The following is a 22724-nucleotide window of genomic DNA, read 5'->3' as shown; positions in this document are numbered from 1 at the left end:
GGAGCCAGGCAAATGCCTTTTTTATTTAGATGTTTTTAAATTCACAATTTTTTCTTCACAACATTAATTATACAACCGAGATTTTAACCTAAATTTATTGAAAAGATATTTACTTATACCTTTGTCTTCTTTTATTATAACTACAGCTTCGATTTTAATGATTCTTTTAATAGCTAGGGGCTTAAAATATTCAAATAAAGAAAGTAAAGAAATAGCTTTTGTAAGTTCTTTTAGTAATAATATCTTTGTAGGTGCACCAATAGCCATTGCTATTTTTGGTGCTCAAGGTCTGATCATAGCTATATTTTATGATTTCGGTATGCATTTGGTAGTTTGGAGTTTAGGTGTTTGGTTATTAAATAGTAGTGAGAAGAATAGAGAAAGAAATTTTTTAAAAAATATATTTTCTGCTCCAATTGTAGCCCTTTTATTTAGTATAATAGTGGTAATGTTAAGAATAAATGTTCCGGAAATAATCATAAATATAAGTGAAAATATTGCTAATATTACAGTACCTTTAGCAATGATTTTTATTGGCTTAAAACTTGCTCAAAGCAGAGTTAAAAATTTATTTGGCAACAAAAAAATATATTTGATTTCTGTATTAAGATTGTTAATAATTCCAAGCTTAGTGTATCTAGGGAGCGGATTATTTTCACTGCCAGATTTATATAGAGGTGTAATAACTATTTTAGCTTCAATGCCAGTTTTTGCAACTTCACCAGTAATTATGCAGAAATTTAATCACAATGGTGATTTAGCCTCAGAAGCAATTTTTGCAACAATAGTATTTATGATTTTTACACTACCGCTTTTTATATATATTACTATATAACTTAACTAAATTAGCTAAAATATAAAAAGGAAAATATTTAATTTACAATTTGTGAATTTTTTCTTAAATATAAAATATTTGTGTTTTCAACTATAAAATTTTGGTTATTTGTTTATCAATAGCTAATAAATCACTTAAATCGCTTGACCTTTTCTCAGCTTTGAATTATTATAATAATATGTTAACAATTATAAGTTAATTTTTATATAAAAATAGGGAGGTAATAAATAATGGCTTTTGAAAAAGAGGTAAAAATAAGAAACAAAACAGGAATGCATGCTAAACCAGCAGCAGATTTTGTAAAAAAGGTTAATCAATATTCCCCAGCAGTAAGTGTAAGTTTTGAGGGCAAAGAGGTTAATGCTAAAGATGTTATGGCATTAATGGGTTTAGGTGTTGCTAAAGGCAATCAGATTACTATTAAGGCTGAAGGAGATAATGCAAAAACAATAGTAGAAGAGATCATTGCTTTTGTAGAAAATGATATGGTTAAAAATGATTACTAAGATTTAAGAAAAATAAAGATTAATTATCCATAAAATAATGAAGAAAGGAGGGGGTTTTTATGGATACTAATAAAAATAAAATTAATAATAATATTGCTAGATATGTAAACAATGAATATAGATACTCTGAAAAACTTGGTCAAAAATATAGAAATCTTGGTGATGAGGTTTATGAAACAGTAAAAACTAAAATTATAAACCATGAAATAAAACCTGGTGAAAGAATTATTGATAAAAATTTAGCTGAACAGTTAGGTGTAAGCAGAAGTTTGGTTAGGCAGGCTTTAACAATACTTGAAAAGGAAGATCTTGTAACTTCGGTTCCAAGAAGTGGCTTTTATGTAAAAGAAATCAAAGAAAGAGATGTTGTTGAAATTTATGAAATAAGAAAAATATTAGAAAAGGCTGCAACTAGAAAAGCTGTAGCTCAGATTCCAGAAAAAGATATAGAAAAATTAGATGAGATATTTGAGAATGCAAAAAAAGATCTGGACAAAGATAAAGTGCTTCAGTTCATCAAGGCTGATAATCAACTACATAAAACCATAATAAATAATTGCGGTAATCAAAGATTGATAAAATTAATTAATAGTTATAATACTTATATTGCTTTTTATAGAGTTGTCGATTTATCAAGAGTAGAAAGAGCAAAAGAGGCATATTTTGAACATCTTGAAATTTTTAAAGCAGTTAAAGCTAAAGATGTAGAGAAGTCAGTAGAATTAATGGCCAATCATATAGAAAACGCTAAAAACATCATAATTGACAATTTTTATGAATACACGTATAAATAAAAAACATGTTAAGTAATTAACAGGAGTTAAATTAAGCATTAAAGATATAATCGCTTCTAGAAGCATTTAAATTTTTATAAATTCTTATAAATTAATTGACAAATTCAAAAAATAAAAATATAATATTCATATAATTAAAAACTGTTAACAGTTAAAAGAAAACATATATTAAATCTAAAAGTTAGTTATTTTATAAGAATTTATGAGGTGCTAAATATGGAAGACAGAAAAAAAATCAAAGAAGATCTTCTAAATTTATATACTAAAGAGCAATTAGATAATGAAAACAACAAATTAGGTATGCAGTATCAAAATCTTAGTGACCAAATTTATGAATTAATAAAAAAGAAAATCATCTGTCATAAAATTAAACCTGGTGAAAGAATTATAGATCAAGATATTGCCGAAGAATTTGGGGTAAGTAGAAGTTTAGTTAGACAAGCTTTTAATATACTTGAAAAGGAAGAATTACTTACATTAGTGCCCAGAAATGGTTTTTATGTTAGAAAAATTAAACGAAAAGATGTAAAAGAAATATATGAAATAAGAAACATATTGGAAACATCTGCTACTAGAATGGCTGTTAAAAGAATTCCGGATACTGAAATAAAAAAAGTAGAAAGGGTTTTTAATGCAGCAAAAAAAGATTTGAGCAAAAATAAAGTTAAAAACTGTATTAAGGCAGATGCTTTTTTGCATGAAATGATTAACAGTAACTGTGGTAATGATCGTTTAAACAAAATGATTAATAAATACAATGGACATTATGTATTTTACAGAATTGTTGATTTGTCAGGAATAGATAGAGCTAAAGAAGCTTATGATATGCATTTGAAAATATTTAAAGCGGTAAAAAATAGGGATGTAGATTTATCTGCTAATTTAATGAATGAACATATAGAGAAAGCCAAAAAAATAATTCTTGATAATTTTGAAGAATACACAAATCAATAATTAATAAAAGAAGAGCTTTCATTTTTTCTTTAATCATAGTTGTTAACTGTTACCAAAACAGTTAACAACTATGATTAACTGATATTATTATTTTAATAATATTCAGAATTTTTTATCAGCAAGTATTGTTATTATAAAGGGGAGATATAAATTGGCAAAAGTTTTGCAAATGAAAAATATATCTAAATTTTTCCCAGGAGTTAAAGCTTTAGATAATGTTGATTTCTCTCTTGACTCAGGAGAAATTCATGTGTTAGCAGGTGAAAATGGAGCAGGTAAATCTACTTTAATTAAAATTCTTTCTGGTGCCTATCAAAAAAGTGAAGGAGAAATCTTTTTGCATGGGCAAAAAGTAGAAATTAATAATCCAATTAAAGCAAAAAAGCTAGGAATTAATGTAATTTATCAAGAACTTGAATTAGCTTTAAATATGACAGTTATGGAAAATATTTTTCTAGGCAAATTACCCCTTTCCAATAGAGCTTTTGGTACAGTAGATTTTAATAAAATATATCAAGAAACTAAAAATATTTTAAATAAATTAGGTTTAGATTTTACTCCTAATGCATTAGTGGGAGATTTGAGGGTTGCAGACCAACAAATGGTAGAAATCGCCAAAGCCTTATTAGGGAATCCCGAAATATTAATCATGGATGAACCCACTTCTTCTTTGTGTGATAGTGAGATAGAGCGTTTATTTACTGTTATGAATGATTTGAAAAAAGCTGATAAAAGCATAATTTTTATTTCACATAGAATGGAAGAACTCTGGGAAGTCGGAGATAAAATCTCAATTTTACGTAGTGGTAAAATGATTACTACAGAATCTTTGGATGAGATTGATGAAAATGGTGTCACTACTGCTATGGTAGGTAAAGAAATTAAAAATAAATTCCCAAAACAAAAGCTAAATATTGGAGATGAAGTTTTAAAAGTTGAAAATTTAAGTAGTAATAAAGGTATAAAAAATATTTCATTTAAAGTTAATGCAGGAGAAATTTTAGGGATATCTGGTTTGGTTGGTTCGGGAAGAACAGAAATTTTAAGAGCTATTTTTGGTGCAGATAAAATTGAAGAGGGAGAAATATACATAAAAAGTAAGCGGGTTAAAATTAATAGTCCTAATGATGCGGTGAAATATGGGATTGGTCTTATTCCTGAAGATCGAAAACAACAAGGCTTAGTTTTAGATTTGAATGTAAAAGATAATATCACCCTATCAATTTTAAAAAAGTTAGCTAAATCAGGAGTATTAAATGAAAAAAAGATGAAAGAAGTATCAAAAGAATATATTGATAAATTAAGTATTAAAACTCCAAATATGAATTTTAAGAGCAAATTATTAAGTGGTGGTAATCAACAAAAAGTAGTATTAGCAAAATGGTTATGTGCAAAATCTAATGTATTTTTATTTGATGAACCAACTCGTGGTATTGATGTAGGGGCAAAAGTTGAAGTTTATGAATTGATGATAGAATTAGCTAAAAATGGTGCGGCAATTATTATGGTTTCATCAGAGATGCCAGAGATATTGAATATGAGTGATAGAATATTGGTTATGCATGAAGGGGAAATTACCGGAAAATTCAAGGCAGAGGATGCAAAAGCAGAAAATATTTTAAATTGTGCAATGGGCGGTGAATTAAGTGGTAACAAGTAATCATAGTACTAATACAAATAATCATTTGAGCAAGTTAAAAAATTTCACCTATAAATATATATATTTAGTTATAATATTAATATTCGTTGTTGCTTTAACAATATTATCACCTCATTTTTTTTCATATAACAATTTTATTAATATATTTCGACAGGTATCAGTGAACTTTATTTTAGGAGTAGCATTGACATATGTAATTATAACAGCTGGGATTGATTTATCAGTTGGTTCCATTTTAGCTTTTGCTGGAGTAACGGCAGGTTTGTTTTTAAGAACAGGTGGCAATTTTATCGTAGCAATATTAATTGCTTTATTAATCGGATCAATTTGTGGTTTGATTAATGGTGTTTTAGTCGCAAAAGCAAAGTTAGCTCCATTTATTGCTACCCTTGGTATGATGAGTATTGCAAGGGGACTAGCTTTAGTAGTTACTTCAGGTAACTCTATAACTATAGATAATGCAAATTATACATTTCTAGGTTCAGGTAATATCTATTCTATTCCAATGCCGGTTATAATCGCCATAATTGTATTAATTATTAGTTCTTTTATACTCAGAAAAACATGGTTTGGGCGTTATTTATATGCCATTGGTGGTAGTCATGAAGCTTCTCGACTTTCAGGGATAAAAGTTGATAAACTTATTATCTTTACATATACCATTTCTGGTTTTTTATCTGGAGTTGCAGCAGTAGTCCTTACGGCACGATTATGGTCTGCGCCTCCAATTGCTGGTCAGGGATATGAATTAGATGCAATTGCAGCAGCAGTTATTGGTGGAGCTAGTTTAATGGGTGGTAAAGGGAAAATATTAGGCACATTATATGGAGCAATGGTAATAGGAATAATTAGAAATGGACTTAATTTATTAGGTGTATCTTCATTTTTGCAGCAGGTTGTTATAGGTGTGATTATTATTTTAGCAGTTTTCCTAGATAAAATGAGAAATAAAAATGAATAAAATATTAGCTTAGAGAGAGGGGGTAATTTAAGAGAACGATTTTTTGAAGTAATAATCTAAAAAAAAGGGGAATACAAATGAAAAAAACAAATATTTTAATTATATTTTTAAGTTTCATGCTTATTACTTTTGGATTTTTAAACATAGCTGTTCAAGCCCAAGATGATGTAATTGGTGTTGATGAAGAGGAAGCTGAATATAATATTGGTTTTATTGTTAAGACAATGGCAAATCCTTATTTTGCAAGAATGAAAGATGGTGCTGAAGAAGCTGCATTTGATTTCAATATTAATCTAACTTGGGTTTCAGCACAGGAACATACTGATGCAGAAGGACAGTTAAACTTAGTTGAAGATATGATCGAAAGAGAGATGGATGCAATTGTAATAAATCCAGTTGGACCCGAAGCTATTGTTCCGGCAATTAATCAGGCTAATGAGCGCGGTATACCAGTTGTTATTGTAGATACCACTGCAGCTGGAGGAGAAATAGTTACTTTTGTAGGAATGGATAATGTTGATGCTGCCAGTGATATAGCAGAATATGTAGCCCAAGAATTAAATGGTAGTGGTAAAATTGCTATATTAGAAGGAGTAAGGGGACATTCAACAGCTGAAGAAAGATTGGTTGGCTATAATAATGTTATCGATCAGTATCCAGATTTAGAAGTAGTTGCTTCACAAGCTGCAAATTATGATAGATCACAGGGAATGAGTGTTACAGAAAACTTTTTAGTCAGCAATCCGGATTTAGATCTCATTATAAGTTCAAATGATGAAATGGCACTTGGTGCAATAAGAGCTATTAGGGCAGCAGGAATGCAAAATCAAGTTAAAGTTGTTGGTTTTGATGCAATTAATGATGCTTTAGTTTCAGTTAATAATGGCGAAATGTTGGCTACTGTAGAAAGTGTTCCAGATATGCAGGCCTATGAATCTGTTAAAGCAGCTGTCGATTTTCTTAATGGCAAAGAGGTAGCACCTGAAGTTATAGTACCTTGTATTGTTGTAGACAAAAACAATGTCGATGAATTTTTAGACTAAAAATTTAATACCTCAAATATAAGCGGGATTTTACTTGCCCAATAAATTCTCCTTCTTGATTTTATAAGATAATCTGATCTTATAAAAAAATAAAATCCCGTTTATAAAAAATTTCTAATAATTTTGACAAATCAAAGTAATTGCGGTATACTTAAACAAATTCAATATTAATAATTAACTGTTAACAGTTATTAACTTAACAAATTAAGCTGAATTTTAATTCTTTTGGAAAAAGATTCTATATAGTAGTATTCAAACTAATATTATAAAAATTTTTTAGAATTAACTGTTAACAGTTAATTATTAGATTAAACAATCAATAGTTGTAATAAAAGCGATTGTATAGCAAATATTTTTAAATAGGGGGTTATTTTTGTGGAGAGATCAAAAGAAACATTACTTGATATGTATGAAAAGATGTATAAAATAAGATTATTTGAAGATAATGCTGTAAAGTTATTTAATCAAGGTCTTGTCAGAGGGCCAATGCATGTTTATACAGGTGAAGAAGCTGTTGCAGTTGGAGCATGCAGTAATTTAAATAATGATGATCTTATTACAAGTACTCATAGGGGTCATGGTCACTGTATTGCTAAAGGTGGCCTGGTGGATAAAATGGCAGCAGAATTATTAGCCAAAGGTACCGGATACTGCAAAGGTAAAGGTGGATCAATGCATATTGCTGATCCTGATATAGGCATTTTGGGTGCAAATGGGATTGTGGGTGCTGGTTTACCAATAGCTGCTGGATCTGCTTTATCATCAAAGATGAGGGGTACAGATCAAGTTACTATCTGTTTTTTTGGTGATGGAGCAACAAATGAAGGTTCTTTTCATGAAGCTTTAAATATGGCAGCTATTTGGGATTTGCCAGTTGTTTTTGTTTGTGAAAATAACTTATATGGTTTAACTGGTCCAGCTGATGAGATGCTCTCTGTTAAAGATGTAGCATCACGTGCAGCCAGTTATGATATTCCGGGTGTTATTGTTGATGGTAATGATGTTTTAGATGTTTATGAAACAGTTGGTGAAGCTGTTAAAAGAGCTAGAAATGGTGGAGGTCCTTCATTGATTGAGGCTAAAACATATCGAATAAAAGGTCATTTTGTTGGTGACCCATGTGTTTATAGGGATGAAGAAGAAGTTGAAAAATGGAAAAAAAGATGTCCAATTAAAAATTATAAGAATTATTTAATTGAAACTGCAGGATTTACTTCTGAGGAGCTAGCTGAAATCGAAGAAAAAGTAGAAAATGAAGTTGAAGCTGCAGTTAAATTTGCTAAAGAGAGTCCAGATCCAGAACTTGAAGTTGTATTTGAGGATGTTTTTTCTAAATAAATTATTTTTTGGGGGAAGGAGTTTAGATTATGAGAACAATAACTGTAAAAGATGCTTTGAAAGAAGCAATAATTGAAGAAATGGACCGTGACGAAAATGTATTCGTTATGGGTGAAGATATTGCAGAGCATGGTGGAATTTATGGAGTAACAGCAGGTCTTTTAGATAAATATGGCAAAGAAAGAATTAGAAATACTCCTATTTCTGAATCTGCTCTTATCGGTAGTGCTTTAGGTGCTGCTATTACAGGTATGAGGCCAATTGCAGAATTGATGTATATCGATTTTACAACTGTTGCTATGGATCAAATAGTAAATCAAGCCGCTAAAATGAGATATATGTTTGGAGGTAAAGTTGATGTACCACTTGTTATCAGAACTCAAGGTGGAGGTGGAAGAGGTAGTGCTGCTCAGCACTCTCAGAGTTTAGAAGCATGGTTTATGCATGTACCAGGCTTAAAAGTTGTGATGCCTTCAACTCCTTATGATGCTAAAGGTTTATTAAAAACAGCTATTAGGGACGATAATCCTGTAATGTTTATTGAGCAAAAGATGGCTTATGGTTTTAAAGGCGAAGTTCCCGAAGAAGAATATTTGATTCCTTTTGGACAGGCTGACATTAAAAGAGAGGGTAGTGATGTTACCCTGGTTGCAAATTCTTATTTATTGCCCAAAGCATTAAAAGCAGCTGAAATGATGGAAAAAGAAGAGGGGATTAAGGTTGAAGTGATTGATCCATTAACTTTAGTACCTTTTGATGAAGAAACAATAATTAAGTCTGTGTCAAAAACAGGAAGATTAATTGTTGTACACGAGGCAGTCAAAAGAGGAGGTTTTGGGGCAGAAATAGCCGCTAAAATTTTTGAAAGTGATGCTTTTTATTATCTTGATGCACCTCTACAGAGGGTAGCGGGTTTGGATGTACCAACTCCCTATAATGAAAAACTAGAAAATTTTGCGATGCCAGATCTAGAAGATATTAAAGAAGCAATAAAAAAGACTTGTTATTTATAAATTATATTAAAGAGGTGATTTAGTTGGCTTATGAGGTGAAAATGCCTAAATTCGGAGAAACAATGACAGAGGGTACAATTTTTAATTGGTTTGCAAAAGAGGGTGATAGTATAGAAGCAGGTGATCCTCTATTTGAAGTAGAAACAGATAAAGCTAGCTTGGAAGTTGAAGCTGAAGAAGCTGGTGTTTTGGCTAAAATTTTTATTAACGAAAATGAATCAGCTCCAATAGGAGATGTTGTTGCTATAATTGCTGCAGAAGGCGAAGATATAGATAGTCTGAATTTTGCTAGTGAGAGCAGTGAAAAAGCTGATTTAGAAGAAACAACCAAAAAAGAAAAAGCAGATAAAAAGATTGAAAAAGTAGTTCGGGCAGAAGGCGAAAAAATCAAAGCTTCACCTGCAGCAAAAAGGTTGGCAAAAGAAAAAAACATTGAGCTAAGTGAAATCCAAGCAAGTGATGGCAGAGCAGCAGTAATAGAAGCTGACGTTAGAGATTACATAAATAAAAATCTACCTTCAGCAACTCCAACAGCCGAAAAGAAAGCTGCAGCAAGAGGAATAGATTTAAATACTTTAGAAGGAACAGGTGCTGGTGGAAGAATACGGAGCAGTGACTTAGAAAATTATAATCTGCAAAATACTGAATCTGATCAAGAAATTGAATTTAGAGGTTTAAGAAAGGTAATTTCAAGGAGGATGACCCAGAGCTTTCAGGAAGTCCCACAGGTAACTACAACAGTGAAAGTTGATATGAAGCAGATCAAAGCTATGCGGGAAGAGATTAAAGCACTATCAGAAGAACATATTTCTTATTCAGACATTTTAATCTTAGTTGCTTCAAGAATGCTACAAAAATATCCAAAAATCAATTCTCATATCAGTCACGACAGAATGGTAGTCAAAGGCAGTATAAATATAGGTCTTGCAGTAGATGTTGCAGATGGATTAGTAGTACCGGTAATCAAAAATGCAGGCAAAAAAAGTTTAGAAGAAATTGCAAAAGCAAGAAAAGCCTTAGTTGAAAAAGCTAGAGAAGGTAAGTTAAGTAATGATGATCTTAGTGGTGGAACTTTTACCATAACCAATCTTGGTGGATTTGAGACAGAGATATTTTCACCAATTGTAAATCAGCCTGAAGCAGCAATTTTAGGAGTGGGGCATATCTCAGATGAAGTAGTTCCTATTGAGGGAGAGATTACAATTAGACCAATGCTCTGGTTAAGTATGGCTTATGATCATCGAGCGGTTGATGGAGCACCAGCTGCAGAATTTTTACAGAAGATTAAAAGTGCTTTAGAAAATCCAGTTAGCTTATTATTAGCATAATTATTAAAACATCATATCTTGGCAAAATATGATTAATTATCTAAGTTATAAGTTTGAATGAGTATTACTACAGAGGGGGACAGGTAATGAGTAATGGCAAAACGGGTAAAATCAATAAAGAAAAGATATTAGGGATTATTAAAAACCAGGGAATATTAATATTTTTTGCTTTATTATTATTTAGTGTTTCTTTGGTATCAGATCGTTTTTTAAGTGCAAGAAATATTATACTGGTTTTAAGGCAGGTTTCAATTACTGGAGTAATGGCATGTGGGATAACTTTTCTATTAATTAGTGGTAATTTTGATTTATCAATTGGTTCACTTTTATCACTTACAACTGTGGTTGTAATCAATTTACACGATAAAATCGGTCCAGTACCGGCAATAATAATAACTTTAGGTGTAGGTATTTTAATAGGTATCATTAATGGTACCCTGGTTGGTTATATAAAACTAAATTCGATGATTGTTACTCTTGGTATGCTCACAGTTTTACAGGCGGTAACTTTGATTTACACCGGAGGAACTTATTCTGCAATATCCCGACCGGATGAAGCTTGGTTTAGATTTTTCGGTAGAGGTTATATTTTAAGAATCCCGACTCCTGTTATCATCTTTGGAGGCTTGGTCATATTATTTCATATAATCCTCAATAAAACAGTTTATGGGAAATATCTCTTTGCTTTAGGTGGAAATAGGACGGCTAGTGAGTATACAGGTATAAATGAAAGTTTTATTACATTTATAACATTTATTGTTACTGGTTTAACTACTGCTTTAGCAGGAATTATGATGGGATCAAGATTGATGGCAGCTCAAAACTATATTGGTGAAGGTTATGAATTTACAGTTCTTACAGCAGTTGTACTTGGTGGAACCAGTTTGTTTGGTGGTTCAGGAAGTGTAATAAAAACTTTAATTGGTGTATTAATATTAGGTTTTCTAACCAATGCATTTATAATTATGGGTTTCCCCTATTATGTTCAATGGATTGTACAGTGGGGAATTATAATTGGTGCTGTCTGGATGGATGTTGCCTCTAAAAGGGGGAAACTATGGGCATGAAAAAACAAATAACAGATTTTATCAAAAAACAATCTATCTGGTTTATATTGTTGTTAAGTCTAATATTCTTTGGTACAATGCAGGCTAATTTTTTAACACTGAGGAATTTTCAGAATATATTTTTGCAGATTTCTATTAATGGTTTAATGGCAATCGGAATGACATATCTTATGATTAATGGAGAGATTGACCTTTCAGTGGGTATGATATATGCCTTATGTGCTGCAGTTGTTATAGGTTTTCAGCCGCTAGGTATAATACCATCAGTTTTGGCAGCGTTAGCAACAGGTATGGTTATCGGAGCTATCAATGGGATATTTGTTGCAAAAGCAGAAATTAATTCGTTTATAGTTACTCTAGGTGCAATGATAGGAGTTAGGGGACTATTATTTGTCTATACAGGAGAGAGAGCAATTCTTGGAACGGATTTAAGATTTACTTATTTAGCCTCAACTAGAATAGGAGGAGTTTTTCCTTTGCCAGCCTTGATTTTCCTAGTTTTTTTGGCAATTGGAGAATATTTTTTAAGGAATACCTCTCACGGCAGAAATGCATATGCAATTGGTGGCAATCAAGATGCTGCTGAAAAGGCAGGGATTGCTGTAAAGAAACATTTGATAATTAACTTTGTTTTAAGTGGAGCTATGGCAGCAACAGCTGGTATAATAGCTGCTTCTAGAATGAATACTGCTACTCCTACTTTAGGAAGAATGAATCACCTTTGGGTAATTATTGCAGTAGTTCTTGGTGGTACAGATCTTAAAGGTGGATATGGTAATTTAGTTAGAACTTTAGGTGGAATTTTTGTTATTGGTATTTTAGATAATGGTTTAAACCTAATGGGTGTACACACATTTTATAATATGCTTTTTATGGGAAGTATCTTGATACTTGTAATCTTTATTGGCAAAAAGTTTGAACCACTTAAATCTTAATTAGTCTTGATAGTTATAAAAGATCTTTTATAGATGTTGGAGGTGATAGTAAAATTAAAAAGGGAAAATATAAATTTTAGCAGCCGGGTATTAAGAAAAAGGGACTATCTTTACAAATAAGAGGAGGCAAATTAAATTGAAAAAATTATTTATCTTATTAACTCTGAGTTTAATCTTAATTGCAACTAGTGGTATGGTAATGGCAGAAGATATTGTGATCGGGATGACTGCGAATAATACTGGTGTAGATAGTTATCAGACCTTACATGATCAAGCATTTAGAGAAAAAGCAGATGAGATGGGCGTAGAATATACAATTTTAGATGCACGTGGAGAACCAATGAGACAGGTTGATCAAATAATGGATTTAATGACTCAAGATGTTGATGTAATGGTTGTCTGGCCTGTATCCGGTCAAGCAATAGTTCCAGTTTTAAGACAGGTTCAGCAAGCAGGAATTCCGGTTCTCATTGCAAACTCAAAAGTTGATGAAAGTGGTTTTGAATTAGTTAGTGGATTTGCAGGTCCTGATAATATTACTCAGGGAGAGTATGCTGCGCAAATGATGGCAGAAGCACTTGATGGAGAAGGTAGAGTAGTTGAAATCATGGGTACTCCTGGTTATATTACAGCAGAAGAAAGATCACAAGGGTTCCATGATGAAATAGAAGCTAATTATCCTGGTATAGAAATAATTGAAACTCAACCAGCTGACTGGAATAGAGAGAGAGCCCAGGAAGTTATGGAAAATTATCTAACTAAATATGATGATGGAGAGATTGATGGTGTTTATGTAGGTGATGACAACATGGGTGTTGGTGCAATTAATGCTATTCGATCTGAAGGTAGAGGCGACAACTTAAAAATGACAAGTGCCACAATGTTTGCAGATGGTTATGATGAAATGCAAAGTGGAGATATTTTATATGGAACTCTTTATCAGTCACCAATTGATGATGCTAATTACACAGTAGAGATTGCTGTAAAACTAGCTAGAGGAGAAGAAGTAGAATTTTTCAATTACTTCGAAACTCCAAAAGTTACTGATGAGAATATCGCTGAATTTGAAAGACCAGTTTGGTAAATTGCAAATAAAATATCATCCTGCAAAAGTTCAATTTTTGCAGGATGATATAAATATAGCAAATTAGAATAAAGTTATTTTCTTTAAAAGAAAGTAGGTGATTTCCATTAAAAAGACAAAAGAAAAAATTCTAGAATTAAAAAACATTACCAAGATTTTCCCAGGGATTACAGCAGTAGATGATGTGACTTTTGAAGTAAATGCAGGAGAAGTTCATGCCTTAGTTGGTGAAAATGGTGCGGGCAAATCAACATTAATGAAGGTAATGGCCGGAATTCATATTCCAGAAAAAGGCAGCATTAGTTATAAGGGTGAAAAGATTAAATTAAAAAACCCTCTGGATGCTAAGAAAAAAGGAATTATTTTGATTCACCAGGAACTTTCACTTGTACCACAAATGACCGTTGCTGAAAACATTTTACTGGGGAGTTTACCCAGTAAAAAAGGTGGCAGAATTAATTGGAAAGAACTGCACAATAGAGCTCAAGAAGCTATAAAAAAATTGGGCTGCCAGTTTAAATCTACAGATTTAGTTGAAGACTTAACAATTGCACATCAACAAATGGTTGAAATAGCAAGAGCTATTTCTTATGATGCAAAAGTTGTTATTTTTGATGAGCCAACAGCATCTTTAACCCAGGAAGAAGTTGAAGTTCTCTATAAAAATATTGAATTATTGAAAGAACAGGGAATTGGAATAATCTATATCTCTCACAAATTAAATGAGATATTTGAAGTATCTGATAAAATAACTGTTTTAAGAGATGGAAAGCTAGTTGATACTTTAGATACAGATAAAACTGATGAACCAGAAATAACAAAAAAAATGATCGGTAAAAATATTGAAGATTTTTTTGCCTCGAAGAAAATTTCTAAATATGGTGATGAAGTTATAAGGGTGGAAAATATAACCCGTAAAGATGAATTTGAAAATATTAATTTCAGTATAAAAGAGGGTGAAGTTCTGGGCCTATATGGACTACTTGGTGCAGGTAGAACTGAAGTGGCAGAAACTATTTTTGGTATTAACCAACCTGATTCTGGGCAAATATATTTTAAAGGACATGAAGTAAATATTAGCAGCTCTAAAAAAGCTGTTCACCTGGGAATTGGTCTGGTACCTGAAAGCAGAAAAGAACAGGGCTTAGTTTTAGGTATGAGTACTCTGGAAAATATCAGTCTTGCTAAAATACCTTATGTTCATAATTATGGATTTATTCAAAATAAAGAGGTAAAAGAAATTTTTGATAAATATAAAGATAGATTATCTATTAGTACAACAGGTCCTAATCAAAAGGTAATGAATTTAAGTGGAGGAAACCAACAGAAAATTGTAATAGGAAAGTGGCTCTGTTTAAATCCAGATCTTGTAATACTTGATGAGCCAACAAGAGGTATTGATGTGGGATCTAAAGCAGAAATTCATAATCTAATAGCCGAGCTTGCAGAAACAGGAATGGCAGTGCTTGTAATATCTTCTGAAATACCAGAGATTTTAGGGGTTAGTCATCGAATAATAACCATGCATCAGGGAGAACAAACAGGTGTCTTTACAGATGAAGAGGTTACTGAAGATAAGTTGATTCAATCAATTACAAGTCATGCCGAAGATATTTGTAAAGTATAAGTTAAATTAAAATATTTCAAAGAGGAGAACTATGAGATGAAAAAAACATTTAATAGTGATAAAGAAAAAATTAGAGTCGCTGTTTTAGGAATGGGAAGACAGGGTCAAATTCATTCAAAAAACATAGCATACAGAATCCCAGAAGCTGAATTGCTTTGTGTATCTGATATCTCCATAGAAAGAGCAGAAAAAGTTGGGATTGAAGGTGTAGAGCTTTATGATGATTATAAAGAAATACTAGCCCGTGATGATGTTGAAGCTGTAGTAATAGCAACATCTACTGATACACATGAACAAATAATTAAAGAAACAGCTAGAGCAGGGAAAGATATTTTTTGTGAAAAGCCAATTGCCTTATCCCTTGAAGCTATAGATGAGGTTTTAGATATAGTAGATGAAAACGGGGTAAAATTCATGGTCGGGTTTAATAGACGTTTTGACCCAACATTTATGAGGGTTAAAGAACATCTTACTGAAGGTAATATAGGTGAACCACATATTGTAAATATTACTAGTAGAGATCCTAAACCACCTCATTTAGAATATTTAAAAGTATGTGGCGGAATATTTTTTGATACATCAGTACATGATTTTGATATGGCCCGTTTCCTATCTGAAGAAGAGATTACTGAAGTTTATGCAACTGGTAGTGTTTTAGTTGATGAAAGAATTGGTGAACTAGGTGATTTAGATACTACTATGATTACTCTGAAATTTGCCAATGGAGCAGTTGGATCAATAAACAACTCAAGAAAGACCGGATACAGCTATGATCAAAGAGTAGAGGTTTTTGGTTCAAATGGTTGTGCAATTGGAAATAATGAAAGACCAAATAGAGTGGAGCTAACAGATCCTAAAGGCACCCATAAAGATGTTCCACTTTATTTTAATATAGAGAGATATCCAGAAGCTTTTTTTGGAGAAGTAAATGCATTTATCAAGGCTGTATACAATGATGAAGAGCCTCCAGTGACAGGTCAAGATGGTAGAACAGCAGTAGTTTTATCACTTGCTGCCCAAAAATCTTATGAAGAAAACAGACCTGTTAAAGTATCAGAAATAGGTTAATCAAATTAAGAAAAGGCAGGTGATGGTGGATGGATAACAAGATTGGTATTTGCCATTGGTCTTTACCAATGGAAGGACCATTTGGCTGCAGACTAGCAGCTGAAATAGGCTTAGATGGAATTCAATTAGATATTGGTCATAGTTCTCGAGGTTTTATGCTTTCACGTGACTTTGTTCAAGATGCTTATCTAGCTTTAGGTGAAAAATATGGTATTTCATTTCCTTCAATAACGATTAGAGAATTAGATGAAGTTGCAATGACTGATCCAGAAGGTACAGAATCAAGAGAATTGATGAATAAAGCTTTAATAAAAACCATTGATGCTGCAGAAGCAATGAATATACCTATAGTAATGATTCCAAGTTTTGTTGAGAGTGAAATAACAAATGAAGAAAAATTTCAAGAAGCAGTCAAATATCTTCAATATGGATGTGATTATGCTGAGGGAAAAGGAATAACTATAGCAACTGAAAATACTCTTTCTGTTTCTGAAATCAAAAGATTAATTAAAGAAGTAGATAGAGATAATATAAAATTATATTTCGATTCCCAGAATCATTTTTTGCATAAAGATTATAATATTGCAGAAATTTTGGAAGAATTAATTGATTATGTTTGTCAGGTGCATCTTAAAGATGGTAAAGATAAAGATTTAAGTGGTGCCTTATTAGGTGAAGGAGACACAGGCTTTTATGAAACAATTGAAGTTCTAAAAAAACATGATTATTCAGGCTGGTTAGTTTTTGAAAATTATTATGATCGTAAACCACTCAGTCTTAAAAACGATAATCCTGTTGAACTTATTAAAAAAGATCTGCAAACAGTAAAAGAACTATAATAAATTTTTATTATAAATTAAGCAAAAAATCAAAAGGAGTGAACAAAATGAGTGAATTTACAAGTGTAGAGGGTAAAGTTGCAATTATTAATGGTAGTGCACAGGGTATAGGTGCTGGAGCAGCAAGGAAATTGGCAGAAGAAGGTTGTATTGTTGTAATGGGTGATATTAAACCTAAAGTTAAAGATACCTTTGAAGAAATTAAAAAAGATAATCCAGGATTAAAAGGCTTTGCTAGAGTAGTAGATGTATCAAAAGAAGAAGATGTTAAGGCAATAGTAGAAGAAGCCGTTGAAAAATTTGGCAGCCTAGATATTATGTTCAATAATGCTGGAATTCATATTGAAACCGGTAATGTCTGGGAAACTCCAGAAGAAACAATCGATAAAATTTTAGCCGTTAATTTCAAAGGTATGTTCTTTGGCTGCAAACATGCTGCAAAACAGATGAAAGAACAGGAAAGTGGTACTATTGTTAATACTGGTTCTTTCTTTGGTAAAGTAGGTCATGCCGAATCAGCAACTTATGGTGCTTCTAAAGGTGCGGTTCATACAATGACTCAATCACTTTCTTTAGAAATGGCTCCATATAATGTTAATGTAAATGCTTTATGTCCTGGTTTAGCAGCATCAGAAATGCACTGGGCCTTTGTTGAAGCAGATGCAGAAAAAAGAGGCATCACTTTTGAAGAAATGAAAGAAGTTGAATTAGAAGAAATTCCTTTAAGTAGATATGGCTATGGTAAAGATATGGCTGGAGCGGTAATTTGGTTAGCAAGTGAAGCAGGATCTTATGTTACTGGACAATTAATTAATGTAAATGGTGGCTTAGACTTTTCATAAAAAGAAAGAATAATTTTAACTCAAATTATAGGAGGAAAATATATGACATATGGAACAATGGCAGTAGATCATGAAATGAGAGTCGACTATGCTAAATTAAGAAAAGATAGACTTCGCAAAACAAGAGAACAAATGGAAATAGATGGAGTAGGAGCCATGCTTGTCTATGATCCAGATAATATTAGATATATCACCAGTACAAAAGTGGGTGAATGGTCTAGAGATAAACTGGGTAGATATGCACTTTTGCCAAAAGGTCATGATCCAATTCTTTTTGAAATTGGTAGTGCCGTTCCGACCAAAAAATTAATGACACCTTGGCTCAAAAATGAAAATATCAGACCTGCAGTAGGAGATATGAGAGGTACAATTCCTGGTGGTGGATCAGAAGCAGGAATTAAAGAAATCTATGAAATCCTCAAAGATCTTGGACTCGAAAAAGAAGCAGTTGGAGTAGATATACTTACAGTACCTCTAATGCAAGCATTTATGAAGTTCAATATGAATATTGTTGATGGTCAGCAGACTATGTTAGATGCACAGACTATAAAAACTGATGAAGAACTACAGCTTATTGAAATGTCAGCTGCTATGGTTGATGGAGCTTATGCAGATATAGTTGAATTCTGCAAGCCGGGGGTTAAAGAAAATGAACTGGTTGCATTGATGAGATATCGCCTCCATGAACTTGGAGCAGAAAATGTACTTAATGTTAATGCAATTTCTGGAGATAGAGCATTTCCTCATCCACATGATGCTTCAGATAGAATCATCAGACCTGGTGATTTAGTATTTATGGATGTTGTAAATGACTTTAATGGTTACAAGACCTGCTACTACAGAACATTCTCTTGTGGAGAACCAACTGAAGAGCAGAAAGAAATTTATCAAAAATGTTCTGATCTTGTAAATTGTGCGATTGATAAGATTAAGCCAGGAGCAACAACAGACGAAGTTGCAGAATGTTGGCCAGACTGGAAAGAGATGGGCTTAGACAGCAAACATGAAGGACTAGCTTTACAGTTAGGTCATGGTATTGGTATTTCTCACTGGTCAAAACCTACAATAACAGTTGGTCATTCTCATGAAAATCCTGTAGAAATCAAGAAGAACATGCACTTTGCAGTAGAAACCTATTATGGTCAAGAAGGCAATGCTGCTAGAATTGAAGAGCAAGTAATTGTAACCGAAGACGGCTGTAAAGTAATTACTAAGTTCCCATCTGATAGATTGATTAATTGTTGGGATTATTAAAGTTTAGAATATTATAAGCAAGAAATAATCTCCTCAATCTCAGAACTCAATTATAGCGAAGAGTTTGAGGAGATTTAATTTTTATTGTTAACTGTTAACAGTTAAAATTTAAGATAAAAGGAAAGGGGTTTTTTATGAGTGCTAATATTGAATTAATGGTAAAAAAATCTAAAGAAGCACAGGCAGAATTTGAAAAAAACTTTGGGCAGGAAGATGTAGATCAAATTATTAAAGATATCACCAAATTAGTATACGACAGAGCAGAAGAATTTGCCAAAATGATTTTTGAAGAAACAAATATGGGGGTTTATGAAGATAAGGTTAAAAAACATTTAGGAAAATCAAAGATTATGTGGAAGGGCTTAAGAGGCAGAAAATCAATGGGAATTATAGACAGAGATGAAGAAAAAGGAACTGTAACCTTTGCCAAGCCTGTTGGGGTTGTAGCTTCATTGACTCCGGTAACAAATCCTATTGTGACAGCTATGAATAATATTGTAAATGCGATTAAAGGTAAAAACTCAATAATTGTTTCTCCTCATCCAGCCTCAAAAGAATGTATAGATTATTCTATTTCTTTGTTTAATGAAATCTTAAGCAAATATGGTGCTCCTGAAAATCTGGTTCAAAATGTTAAAGAACCGACTAAAGAATTAACAAATCAGCTTATGAGTGCTGCAGATGTTGTAGTAGCTACTGGTGGACATGCTATGGTTAAGGCAGCTTACAGTAGTGGTAGACCTTCATATGGAGTTGGACAGGGTAATGTACAGTGTATTATCGATAAGGGTGTTGATCTTAAAGAAGCTGTACCGATAATTATTGGAGGAAGAATATTTGATAATGGAATTATTTGTTCAGGTGAACAAACAACTATTATTCCTGCAGAAATGTATGAAGAAGCTATAGCAGAATTTAAGGCAAATAATTGTTATTATGTTGAAGCTGATCAGGAAGTAAAAGAATTAAGTGAACTATTATTTCCAGAAGGCCATTTGAATAAAAATATGGTTGGTCAGCCTGCTAAAGATATAGCTGCAGCAGCTGGAATCGATGTTCCTGAAGATACAGTAATGCTTTTAGTAAAAGGGGACAAGGCAGAGAAAAATGATGTTCTTAGAAAAGAGAAAATTTTCCCTGTTAATGTAGCTTATAGTTATGATGATCTAGATGAAGCAATTGATATAGCCCAAACTAATCTTGATATAGAAGGGATTGGACACAGTGTTGCTGTACATTCAAACAGTGAAGAGAACTTAGAAAAGATTGCTGCTGCAGTTAAGGTATCTAGAGTAATTGTTAATGCAGCTTGCTCAACAACCGTAGGTGGAAGTTTTACTAATGGTTTAGAACCTACAACTACATTAGGTTGTGGAACATGGGGTAATAATAGTATATCAGAGAATTTTTATTTCAAACATCTTTTAAATACCACCAAAATAGCCTATTTACTTGAAGATGTAGAAATTCCAACAGATGAAGAGTTTTGGGCATAAATATACTATTATAGAAAGGAAGTGTAAGATTGAAATTATTAGAATATAAATCACAGGAATTGTTCTATGATTATAATATCCCTTCAAATAAAGGGCTTGTTATAGATTCGCTTGAAGATTTAGAAGATACTCTACAGGATGATGAACCTGTTCGAGGAAATGATATTACTGCAAAAATTGAAAACTATCCTGTAGTTGTAAAAGCTCAGGTACAGACAGGTGGGCGAGGTAAAGCTGGAGGAATTCAGTTTGCAGAAAATGCTGAGGAAGTAAAAGAAATAAGCCGCAATTTACTCGGTAGTGAAATTAAAGGCTTAGAAATCAAAAAACTATTAGTTGTAGATATGATTGATGTAAAAAAAGAATGGTATTTAAGTGTTACTCTTGACCGTAAAAGCAAAACTCCTCTTTTGATTTTTAGTACTGAAGGTGGAGTTGATATCGAGGAGACCGCACATCAAACACCTGAAAAAATAGCTAAAATACCTATTAATCCAATGATGGGTATTAAAGATTATATGATAAGATATTTAGTCAATTACTTTAATATAGATCCAAAATATTTAAAACCATTATATGAGATAGTTAAAAATCTCTATACATTATTTAAAGAATATGATTGTCTGCTGACCGAGATCAATCCACTTGTTATTGATGGTGAGGGTAATTTGCTGGCAGTAGATGGTAAAATTGATATTGATGATAATTCTCTTTTCAGACATGATGACATTTTGAAATTTAGAGATGAACTGACAGAAGATGCAAAGGTAATAGAAGCAAGAGAATATGATTTTCTATATATACCAATTAGAGATGAAGGTAATATTGGGGTTATCAGTAATGGCTCAGGAATGATTATGTCTTCAATTGACCTGATAACTAAAAAAGGTATGGAGGTAAGCTGTGCACTTGATCTTGGTGGTGGTGCAACTGCTGAAAGGGTAAAAGAAGCTATCAAAATTGTACTAGAAAATGAAGATGTAGAACTTCTGCTTATCAATATTTTTGGTGGTATTACCCGCTGTGATGAAATAGCAAGAGGTCTTGAGATGGCCGCAGATGCTGTAGGAGATAAAAAAGTGATAATAAGAGTTGAAGGTACTAATAAAGAAGCAGGATTAGAAATAATTCATAACATGAAAGATACGGTTATTTCTGTAGATAGTATTCTGGAAGGAGTGGATGCATTATATGAGCATTTTAGTGGATGAGAATACAAGATTGATTGTACAGGGTATTACGGGAAGAGAAGGGAAATTCCACGCCGAGCAGATGCTTGAATATGGAGCTAATGTGGTTGCCGGAGTAACTCCTGGTAAAGGTGGACAGGAAGTTCTGGGGGTACCAGTATATGATACAGTTGCAGAAGCAGTTGAAAAACATGATGCAAATGCAACAGTATTATTTGTCCCACCTAGATTTACAAAAGAAGGAGCTTTTGAGGCAATGGATGCAGGCCTAAAACTTGTTATTACCATAGCTGAAGGGGTTCCGGTTCATGATATGTTAGAAGTTTATCATCATTCTAAAAAATATGGTGCTACAGTGATTGGACCAAATTCATTTGGAGTAATTTCACCTGGTAAGTCCAAAGCTGGTTTTATGGCTCATAGAATATTTTCACCAGGAAAAGTTGCAGTTCTCTCAAGAAGTGCAACAAACTGTTATGAGACTGTTTTCATGATGTCTAATAGAGGGATAGGCCAGTCTACAGCAATCGGTATTGGTGGAGATATGGTTCCAGGTTCACCTTTTGTTGAAATGCTGCCTCTGCTTGAAGAAGACCCTGAGACAGAAGCTATAGTTTTGATTGGGGAAATTGGTGGTAGTGATGAAGAAATTGCTGCAGAATATATCAAAGAAAATGTCAGCAAAGCAGTAGTTGCTTTAATAGCTGGGAAAAATGCGCCTAAAGATACAAGTATGGGTCATGCTGGAGCAATTGTTGCTCCAGATGGTACAGGTAGTGCAGAAAACAAAGAAAAAGTTCTCAAAGAAGCCGGAGCATATATAGCAGAAAGTACTGAGGGTATAGTTGATATCTTAGAAGAAATACTTTAAACATATTTTTAAGAATCTA

Annotated in this window: 21 protein-coding genes; all 21 read left to right on the top strand. The window is 32.6% G+C overall.

Annotation, left to right across the window (positions count from 1 at the left end; all coding sequences use genetic code 11):
- Window positions 1-97: 97 nt before the first annotated feature.
- The 21 genes from LJ207_RS10890 to sucD all read left to right on the top strand — a co-directional run bounded on the left by LJ207_RS10890 (window position 98) and on the right by sucD (window position 22705).
- On the top strand, window positions 98-835 hold the full coding sequence (locus LJ207_RS10890; protein WP_255666876.1) for an AEC family transporter: 738 nt from the start codon (window positions 98-100) through the stop codon (window positions 833-835).
- A 230-nt stretch (window positions 836-1065) separates the two neighbouring features.
- Window positions 1066-1341: an HPr family phosphocarrier protein gene (locus LJ207_RS10885; RefSeq protein WP_229346533.1), complete on the top strand. Its 276-nt coding sequence runs from the start codon at window positions 1066-1068 to the stop codon at window positions 1339-1341.
- A gap of 59 nt (window positions 1342-1400) precedes the next feature.
- The gene (locus LJ207_RS10880) at window positions 1401-2135 is read left to right on the top strand and encodes a GntR family transcriptional regulator (protein ID WP_229346532.1); all 735 of its coding nucleotides are present in this window, start codon (window positions 1401-1403) and stop codon (window positions 2133-2135) included.
- Between the two features lie 216 nt (window positions 2136-2351).
- Window positions 2352-3089 (top strand): GntR family transcriptional regulator, encoded by a 738-nt coding sequence (locus tag LJ207_RS10875; RefSeq protein WP_229346531.1) that lies wholly within the window; start codon window positions 2352-2354, stop codon window positions 3087-3089.
- Window positions 3090-3240: 151 nt separating this feature from the next.
- Window positions 3241-4749, top strand: a complete 1509-nt coding sequence (locus tag LJ207_RS10870; protein WP_229346530.1) for a sugar ABC transporter ATP-binding protein — start codon at window positions 3241-3243, stop codon at window positions 4747-4749.
- Window positions 4736-5710 (top strand): ABC transporter permease, encoded by a 975-nt coding sequence (locus LJ207_RS10865; protein WP_369414188.1) that lies wholly within the window; start codon window positions 4736-4738, stop codon window positions 5708-5710. Before LJ207_RS10870 ends, LJ207_RS10865 begins: the two co-directional genes overlap by 14 nt.
- A gap of 77 nt (window positions 5711-5787) precedes the next feature.
- Window positions 5788-6753 (top strand): sugar ABC transporter substrate-binding protein, encoded by a 966-nt coding sequence (locus tag LJ207_RS10860; protein WP_229346528.1) that lies wholly within the window; start codon window positions 5788-5790, stop codon window positions 6751-6753.
- Between the two features lie 375 nt (window positions 6754-7128).
- Window positions 7129-8091 carry a thiamine pyrophosphate-dependent dehydrogenase E1 component subunit alpha gene (locus LJ207_RS10855; protein WP_369414187.1) on the top strand — a complete coding sequence of 321 codons (963 nt, stop codon included), beginning with the start codon at window positions 7129-7131 and terminating at the stop codon, window positions 8089-8091.
- Between the two features lie 29 nt (window positions 8092-8120).
- The gene (locus tag LJ207_RS10850; protein ID WP_229346527.1) at window positions 8121-9104 is read left to right on the top strand and encodes an alpha-ketoacid dehydrogenase subunit beta; all 984 of its coding nucleotides are present in this window, start codon (window positions 8121-8123) and stop codon (window positions 9102-9104) included.
- 41 nt (window positions 9105-9145) lie between these two features.
- Window positions 9146-10432: a dihydrolipoamide acetyltransferase family protein gene (locus LJ207_RS10845; RefSeq protein ID WP_229346526.1), complete on the top strand. Its 1287-nt coding sequence runs from the start codon at window positions 9146-9148 to the stop codon at window positions 10430-10432.
- A gap of 86 nt (window positions 10433-10518) precedes the next feature.
- Window positions 10519-11499: an ABC transporter permease gene (locus LJ207_RS10840; RefSeq protein WP_229346525.1), complete on the top strand. Its 981-nt coding sequence runs from the start codon at window positions 10519-10521 to the stop codon at window positions 11497-11499.
- Window positions 11496-12434, top strand: a complete 939-nt coding sequence (locus LJ207_RS10835) for an ABC transporter permease (protein WP_229346524.1) — start codon at window positions 11496-11498, stop codon at window positions 12432-12434. Before LJ207_RS10840 ends, LJ207_RS10835 begins: the two co-directional genes overlap by 4 nt.
- 136 nt (window positions 12435-12570) lie before the next feature.
- Window positions 12571-13518 (top strand): sugar ABC transporter substrate-binding protein, encoded by a 948-nt coding sequence (locus tag LJ207_RS10830; RefSeq protein ID WP_229346523.1) that lies wholly within the window; start codon window positions 12571-12573, stop codon window positions 13516-13518.
- 97 nt (window positions 13519-13615) lie between these two features.
- Entirely contained in the window at window positions 13616-15145 is a 1530-nt protein-coding gene (locus tag LJ207_RS12540; RefSeq protein WP_229346522.1) for a sugar ABC transporter ATP-binding protein, read from the top strand.
- Between the two features lie 36 nt (window positions 15146-15181).
- Window positions 15182-16213: an inositol 2-dehydrogenase gene (gene iolG / locus LJ207_RS10820; RefSeq protein ID WP_229346521.1), complete on the top strand. Its 1032-nt coding sequence runs from the start codon at window positions 15182-15184 to the stop codon at window positions 16211-16213.
- Window positions 16214-16242: 29 nt separating this feature from the next.
- Window positions 16243-17052 (top strand): sugar phosphate isomerase/epimerase family protein, encoded by an 810-nt coding sequence (locus LJ207_RS10815; protein ID WP_229346520.1) that lies wholly within the window; start codon window positions 16243-16245, stop codon window positions 17050-17052.
- A 47-nt stretch (window positions 17053-17099) separates the two neighbouring features.
- Window positions 17100-17894 (top strand): SDR family NAD(P)-dependent oxidoreductase, encoded by a 795-nt coding sequence (locus tag LJ207_RS10810; protein WP_229346519.1) that lies wholly within the window; start codon window positions 17100-17102, stop codon window positions 17892-17894.
- A 42-nt stretch (window positions 17895-17936) separates the two neighbouring features.
- Entirely contained in the window at window positions 17937-19148 is a 1212-nt protein-coding gene (locus LJ207_RS10805; protein ID WP_229346518.1) for a M24 family metallopeptidase, read from the top strand.
- A gap of 134 nt (window positions 19149-19282) precedes the next feature.
- Window positions 19283-20644 (top strand): aldehyde dehydrogenase family protein, encoded by a 1362-nt coding sequence (locus LJ207_RS10800; protein ID WP_229346517.1) that lies wholly within the window; start codon window positions 19283-19285, stop codon window positions 20642-20644.
- A gap of 29 nt (window positions 20645-20673) precedes the next feature.
- A complete protein-coding gene (gene sucC / locus LJ207_RS10795; protein WP_229346516.1) occupies window positions 20674-21855 on the top strand; it encodes an ADP-forming succinate--CoA ligase subunit beta in 1182 nt (393 codons plus the stop codon).
- On the top strand, window positions 21836-22705 hold the full coding sequence (gene sucD, locus LJ207_RS10790; RefSeq protein WP_229346515.1) for a succinate--CoA ligase subunit alpha: 870 nt from the start codon (window positions 21836-21838) through the stop codon (window positions 22703-22705). Before sucC ends, sucD begins: the two co-directional genes overlap by 20 nt.
- Window positions 22706-22724 lie beyond the last annotated feature (19 nt).

The organism is Halanaerobium polyolivorans (assembly GCF_020711195.1).
Lineage (GTDB): Bacteria > Bacillota > Halanaerobiia > Halanaerobiales > Halanaerobiaceae > Halanaerobium > Halanaerobium polyolivorans.
Note: the sequence above shows the minus strand (reverse complement) of the source record. Positions and strands in the feature narration are given on the sequence as shown.